General features: G+C 39.7%; 5 protein-coding genes. All 5 read left to right on the top strand.

Annotated elements, in window-relative coordinates:
* Positions 1–333 precede the first annotated feature (333 nt).
* The 5 genes from CWB66_RS20805 (at position 334) to ihfA (ending at position 5,869) form a co-directional block, all read left to right on the top strand.
* Positions 334–1,389, top strand: a complete 1,056-nt coding sequence (locus CWB66_RS20805; RefSeq protein ID WP_138586937.1) for a DUF2066 domain-containing protein — start codon at positions 334–336, stop codon at positions 1,387–1,389.
* Positions 1,389–2,099 (top strand): DnaA regulatory inactivator Hda, encoded by a 711-nt coding sequence (gene hda / locus CWB66_RS20800; protein WP_171037557.1) that lies wholly within the window; start codon positions 1,389–1,391, stop codon positions 2,097–2,099. The genes CWB66_RS20805 and hda overlap by 1 nt, the downstream gene beginning before the upstream one ends.
* A gap of 84 nt (positions 2,100–2,183) precedes the next feature.
* Positions 2,184–3,164, top strand: coding sequence for a phenylalanine--tRNA ligase subunit alpha (gene pheS, locus CWB66_RS20795; protein WP_077537570.1), 981 nt, complete (start codon positions 2,184–2,186; stop codon positions 3,162–3,164).
* A gap of 15 nt (positions 3,165–3,179) precedes the next feature.
* Entirely contained in the window at positions 3,180–5,567 is a 2,388-nt protein-coding gene (pheT, locus tag CWB66_RS20790; protein ID WP_138586936.1) for a phenylalanine--tRNA ligase subunit beta, read from the top strand.
* Between the two features lie 2 nt (positions 5,568–5,569).
* Entirely contained in the window at positions 5,570–5,869 is a 300-nt protein-coding gene (ihfA, locus tag CWB66_RS20785; RefSeq protein ID WP_077537572.1) for an integration host factor subunit alpha, read from the top strand.
* Positions 5,870–6,033 lie beyond the last annotated feature (164 nt).

Below are 6,033 nucleotides of genomic sequence, written 5' to 3'. Positions count from 1 at the left end.
AATAAATGGAATTGGTATAACGATTTTTTACGCCTGAAGAAAGGTTAAATGCGAGCGAATAACGAATAATCTATACCATAACATCATCAAGTACTTACATTAAATACCTTCATGATCTAACTAAACCGGAAAGGTTCGCGTTTTGAAAAGTGTAGTAAAGTTAAACGTAAGTGAATAGCGTACTACTCACTTAACTATCTTATTCATATTTAATTTTTTTTATTTTTTATAAAAGCTAATTACTTTCATTTCCTTAGATAACAAATTTAATTTTGCTTTGTTACTGTCTTTGATTTAGGATCAAATCAGTTTAAAACCAAGAACTAACAGCCTGTGTATAGATTATTAATTAGCGCCATCTCCATTTTATTTTGTTTTTCTGTTTCGGCAGTTGAAGTAACTGATCTATATCAAGATATTTTAAAAGTAGATGATAAAAGTCGAGACACCCGATTAGCAGCGAGTCGTAAAGCTTTGCTCAATGTTTTAGTGAAAGTAAGTGGTGACGAAACTGCAGATCAAAACAAGCAAGCACAGCAGAGCACGAAAGATATTTCCGATTATATGCTCAAATTTGAATATGACGAGAGAGCAAATGGACAATTAAAACTCGTGGTTAAATTTGAAGCTCGAAAGATCAATGCATTAATTAAAGAGCTTAACTTGCCTTTATGGGGAGTACAGCGTCCGTTAGTTGCAATATGGTTAGGTATTGAAGACAATTGGCGCAGAGAATTAGTAACTCAAGAAAGCTACCCGCAATTAGAGCAGTTAATTTATGACAAAGCTGGGCGTCGTGGTTTACCGGTAGTTGTTCCCTTGCTTGATTTACAAGACAGACGTTTAGTGGGTATTCCAGAGGTGTGGGGTAATTTCTCAGAACCAGTAGAAGAAGCCTCTAGACGTTATAGTGCTGAGCGAAGTATTACTGCAAGAATGTATAAAGAAACAGATAGCGAAAATTGGATTTTAGATTGGCGCTTTACTAATGATGATTTATTTGATTCTAATCGATTAACGGGCGATAAACAGCAAATAGTTAGCCAAATGATTGATACGCTAGCGCGTGGTCTTGCAAGTGAGTACGCTATTGATCCAAATGCTTATTATGAACAAGCAACGGCTACATTAACATTGAAAGGCACACAAAGTTTTGTTGATATTGAACGTGCGAAACGTAGGCTACTGAATTTAAGTGTTGTTACTCAGGTTACAATTGTTCGAAAAACATCAGAGTTTGTCGAATTTAAACTAAATCACACGGGAAACCTTACCGATCTTAAAAAAGGTTTAGGACTTGAATCTTCGTTCAAGGACTACAAGGATCCACGCGACTTTTACCATGTTGTCGATAAAAATAGTCTAGAGTATCAGTGGGTAACGCCATAATGTTAACGTCAGATCCTATGCAAATGGCATTACCGGTAACACTACCGGATGACGAAACATTTGCATCGTATTTCGGTGGGGAAGATTCGTTAGAGGTTAATCATTTAAAGGATAGTTTTCTAAAGTTAGCAAAAGCGTTCCAGTACACTTACTTATGTGGGTTAGGCGATTCAGGCAAATCTCACCTTTTGTATGCGACCTGTATAAAAGCACAAGAGCGTGGCTTATCTAATATGTTATTGTCAATGCGCGAAGTGATTGATTTTGGACCTATGGTTTTAGATGGTTTAGAAGCGCTTGATGTTTTATGTATTGATGATGTACACCTAGTGGCTGGAAATGATGCATGGGAAAAAGCATTATTTAACTTTTTTAACCGGTTTAACGAACCCGGTAAAATGTTAGTAGTAACTGCTGATTTACTCCCTAGCATGCTTAATATTACGCTGCCTGATTTAGAATCTCGCCTAACGTGGGGAACAACCTTTCAAATTCGCTCTATGAGTGATGATGATAAAGCACAAGCACTTGTTAAGCGTGCTCATATGCGTGGCCTTGAATTAAGTGATGAATGTGCACGTTTTTTATTGACGCGCTTAAGCCGTGATATGCGTGCTTTACTCGATGTACTCGACACATTAGATCATGCATCGATGGCCGCACAGCGAAAATTAACAATTCCTTTTATAAAATCAACGTTAAAGCTGTAGTAGGTCTAGAATCTAGACCCTGCTTTCAGTTATCATAAGCTATTACTTAACAGCAATCACCTTCTGTGAAAGATCAGGTATCGAATGAACTTAGAAAACATATTAGCGCAAGCACTTGAGGCGGTAGCCAGTGCCAGTGAAATAGCGCAGTTAGAAGATATCAGGGTTAATTACCTTGGTAAAAAAGGCGAAATCACTAGCTTACTTAAAACGTTAGGTAAAATAGCACCTGAAGAACGTAAAGAAGCAGGCCAAGTTATAAACCAAGCTAAACAAGATGTACAAGCAGCTATCACCGAAAAGCGTGAATTGCTAGCAAGTAAAGCACTTGAAGAAAAGCTAGCGGCTGAAACTATAGATGTAACTCTACCAGGGCGTGTTATGCCAGCTGGCGGTTTGCATCCAGTCACACGAACTATCGAACGCATAGAAAGCTTTTTCGGTGAGTTAGGGTTTGAAGTTAAATCTGGTCCAGAAATCGAAGATGATTTTCATAACTTCGATGCGCTAAATATTCCTGAGCACCACCCAGCACGTGCTGATCACGATACCTTTTATTTTAATCCTAAATTAGTACTACGTACACAAACAAGTGGCGTGCAAATCCGTACTATGGAAACTGAGCAGCCACCACTGCGCATTATTTCACCTGGACGTGTATACCGTAACGATTACGATCAAACGCATACACCTATGTTCCATCAGGTAGAGGGTTTAATGGTTGATACTGATGTTAGCTTTACTGAGCTAAAAGGTATTTTGCATGATTTTTTACGTAACTTTTTTGAAGAAGATATGGAAATTCGTTTCCGTCCTTCATTCTTCCCATTTACAGAACCTTCAGCTGAAGTAGATGTTATGGGTAAAGACGGTAAGTGGTTAGAAGTACTAGGCTGCGGCATGGTACATCCAAATGTACTTAAGTCTGTGGGTATTGACCCAGAAAAATACACCGGCTTTGCTTTTGGTATGGGTGTAGAGCGTTTAACTATGTTGCGCTATGGCGTAAACGATTTACGTGCATTTTTCGAAAATGACTTAAAATTCCTAAACCAGTTCCGTTAAGAGTGAAACAATAAAATGAAATTTAGTGAAAAGTGGTTAAGAGAGTGGGTTAATCCTGCTATTGATACGCAAGCTCTTTCGGAACAGCTTTCAATGGCTGGTCTAGAAGTTGATGGTGTTGAGCCTGCTGCTGCCAAATTTAATGGTGTAGTTGTTGGTGAAGTTGTTGAATGTGGCCAGCATCCTGATGCTGATAAACTGCGTGTTACTAAAATTAACGTAGGTAGTGATGAGCTACTTGATATCGTGTGTGGTGCGCTAAACTGTCGTTTAGGTATCAAAGTTGCTGTTGCAACTGTGGGCGCTGTACTGCCTGGTGACTTTAAAATCAAAAAAGCCAAACTACGTGGTCAACCTTCAAACGGAATGCTTTGTGCTTTTGTTGAGTTAGGCATTAGCGAAGAAGGCGACGGCATTATGGAGTTGCCAAGTGATGCGCCAGTAGGCACTGATTTACGTGATTACCTAGGTCTTGATGACAATATTATTGATGTTGACTTAACACCAAATCGTGGTGATTGTTTAGGCATTAAAGGCCTTGCTCGTGAAGTCGGTGTTTTAAACAGTATTGACGTAAATGTATTAGATATCCCTGCGGTTACTCCAACAATTGATGACAAAGTATCGATTGAACTAGTTAATGAAGACGCATGTCCTCGTTACCTTGGTCGTGTGATAAAAGGTATTAACCTAGATGCAGAAACACCGCTTTGGATGGTTGAAAAGCTACGTCGCAGCGGCGTACGTTCAATCGATCCGGTTGTTGATGTGACTAACTATGTATTACTTGAACTTGGTCACCCAATGCACGCGTTTGATTTAAATGCCATTGAAGGTGGTATTAAAGTTCGTAGTGCAAACGCAGGTGAAGAACTTGTTTTATTAGATGGTAATACCGCTAAATTAAACGACGCAACACTTGTGATAGCCGATCATAACAAAGCACTTGCAATTGCGGGTATTTTTGGTGGTGAGCAATCAGGTGTTACAGATAAAACATCTGATATATTACTTGAAAGCGCGTTTTTTAATCCTGTAGCAATTGCAGGTCAAGCACGTAGCTACGGCTTACACACTGATGCTTCACACCGTTATGAACGCGGTGTTGATTTTGCTCTACAACACGATGCAATGGAACGTGCAACAGCGCTTCTTCTTGAAATCGTAGGCGGTCAAGCAGGTCCAGTAGTTGAAGCTGTCGCAGCTGACAAACTACCAAAAGTGACTGAAGTACGTCTTCGCCGTGCACGTTTAGACCGCGTTATTGGTCATCATATTGAAGATGCTAAAGTAACCGATATTCTTACGCGTTTAGGCCTTGATGTAAAAGTAGAAAATGATAGCTGGAGTGCTGATGTACCAAGCTACCGTTTTGATATTCGCATCGAAGAAGATTTAATTGAAGAAGTAGCACGTGTTTACGGTTACAACAGCATTCCAAATGTTGCGCCAACTGCAAAGCTTAAAATGACGACACATAACGAAGCAACGATTGCGCTTAGTAAGTTTCGTAATACGTTAGTGACTCGCGGCTACCAAGAAGCAATCACGTACAGTTTTGTAGATCCTAAAGCACAAGCTATTTTACACCCAGAGTGTAAAGCAATGGTATTACCGCATCCTATTTCTATTGAAATGTCGGCAATGCGCGTGAGTTTAATGCCGGGTTTATTAGCATCTGTAGCGTATAACCAAAATCGCCAACAGCCTCGTATTCGTTTATTCGAACATGGTCTTAAATTTATAAGCGATGAAAGTGCAGAAAACGGTGTTTACCAAATACCGGTTATTGGCGGTGTGATTACGGGTCTTGTAAATGGCGAGCATTGGGTTGAAGAAAAACGTAATGTTGATTTTTACGACTTAAAAGGTGATGTTGAGGCATTACTTGCAATTACTAATGATGTTACTCGCTTTGAAATTAAAGCAGAGCAGTCAGATGGACTTCACCCTGGTCAATCAGCAGTAATCTATATTGATGGCAAAAAGGTTGGTTTTTTTGGTGCTTTACACCCTCAAACTCAAAAGTCGTTAGATATCAACAACGCAACTTTTGTTTTTGAAATTGAAATGTCAGCAATAGAAAAAAGAAATTTACCGCAGGCAGAAGGGGTGTCTAAATTCCCTTCAAATCGCCGCGACATCGCTATTTTAGTGGCGGACAGCGTTCAATCTGGTGATATTTTGAGCGCGATCGAAAAAGTTGGCGGAAATCAATTGGTTGACCTAAACTTATTCGATGTGTATAAGGGCAAAGGTATTGAGCCAAATTGTAAGAGTTTGGCGATTGCTCTAACACTGCAAGCGGTTGATAGAACACTCGAAGAGAAAGATATCAATCTAGTAGTTGATAACGTGGTGGCCGAATTGGCCGAACAGTTTAATGCATCGTTGAGGGACTAGATATGGCGCTTACTAAAGCCGACATAGCTGAACACCTATTTGAAAAGCTCGGGATCAATAAAAAAGATGCCAAAGATTTAGTTGAAGCGTTTTTTGAAGAAATCCGCTCAGCGCTAGAAAAAGGCGAGCAGGTTAAGCTCTCTGGATTTGGTAACTTTGATCTTCGAGATAAAAAAGAAAGACCAGGCCGCAATCCGAAAACAGGTGAAGATATTCCTATTTCGGCGCGTCGTGTGGTGACCTTTAGACCAGGTCAGAAGCTCAAAACCCGTGTTGAAGTGGGTACAAGCAAAGAAAAATAAAAAAAGGCAGCGTAAGCTGCCTTTTTTTTAATTACGCTTCTGAGCTGCTTATATCAATTCGCAATAATACTTAACCGGAACTCTGGATAATAAATCTATCTCGAGCAGCTATTTTCAGCGCTAACTACGTTGGCCCGCTATTGACGCGTAAATTCGCCTTGTTT

The organism is Pseudoalteromonas sp. S558 (genome assembly GCF_005886635.1).
GTDB classification, from domain to species: Bacteria; Pseudomonadota; Gammaproteobacteria; order Enterobacterales; family Alteromonadaceae; genus Pseudoalteromonas; species Pseudoalteromonas aliena.
Note: the sequence above shows the minus strand (reverse complement) of the source record. Positions and strands in the feature narration are given on the sequence as shown.

Bases quoted from the DNA above. Each gene is read 5' to 3' on its own strand.
- hda (WP_171037557.1), top strand. From the start codon at position 1,389: ATGTTAACGTCAGATCCTATGCAAATGGCATTACCGGTAACACTACCG.
- pheS (WP_077537570.1), top strand. From the start codon at position 2,184: ATGAACTTAGAAAACATATTAGCGCAAGCACTTGAGGCGGTAGCCAGT.
- ihfA (WP_077537572.1), top strand. From the start codon at position 5,570: ATGGCGCTTACTAAAGCCGACATAGCTGAACACCTATTTGAAAAGCTC.
- pheT (WP_138586936.1), top strand. From the start codon at position 3,180: ATGAAATTTAGTGAAAAGTGGTTAAGAGAGTGGGTTAATCCTGCTATT.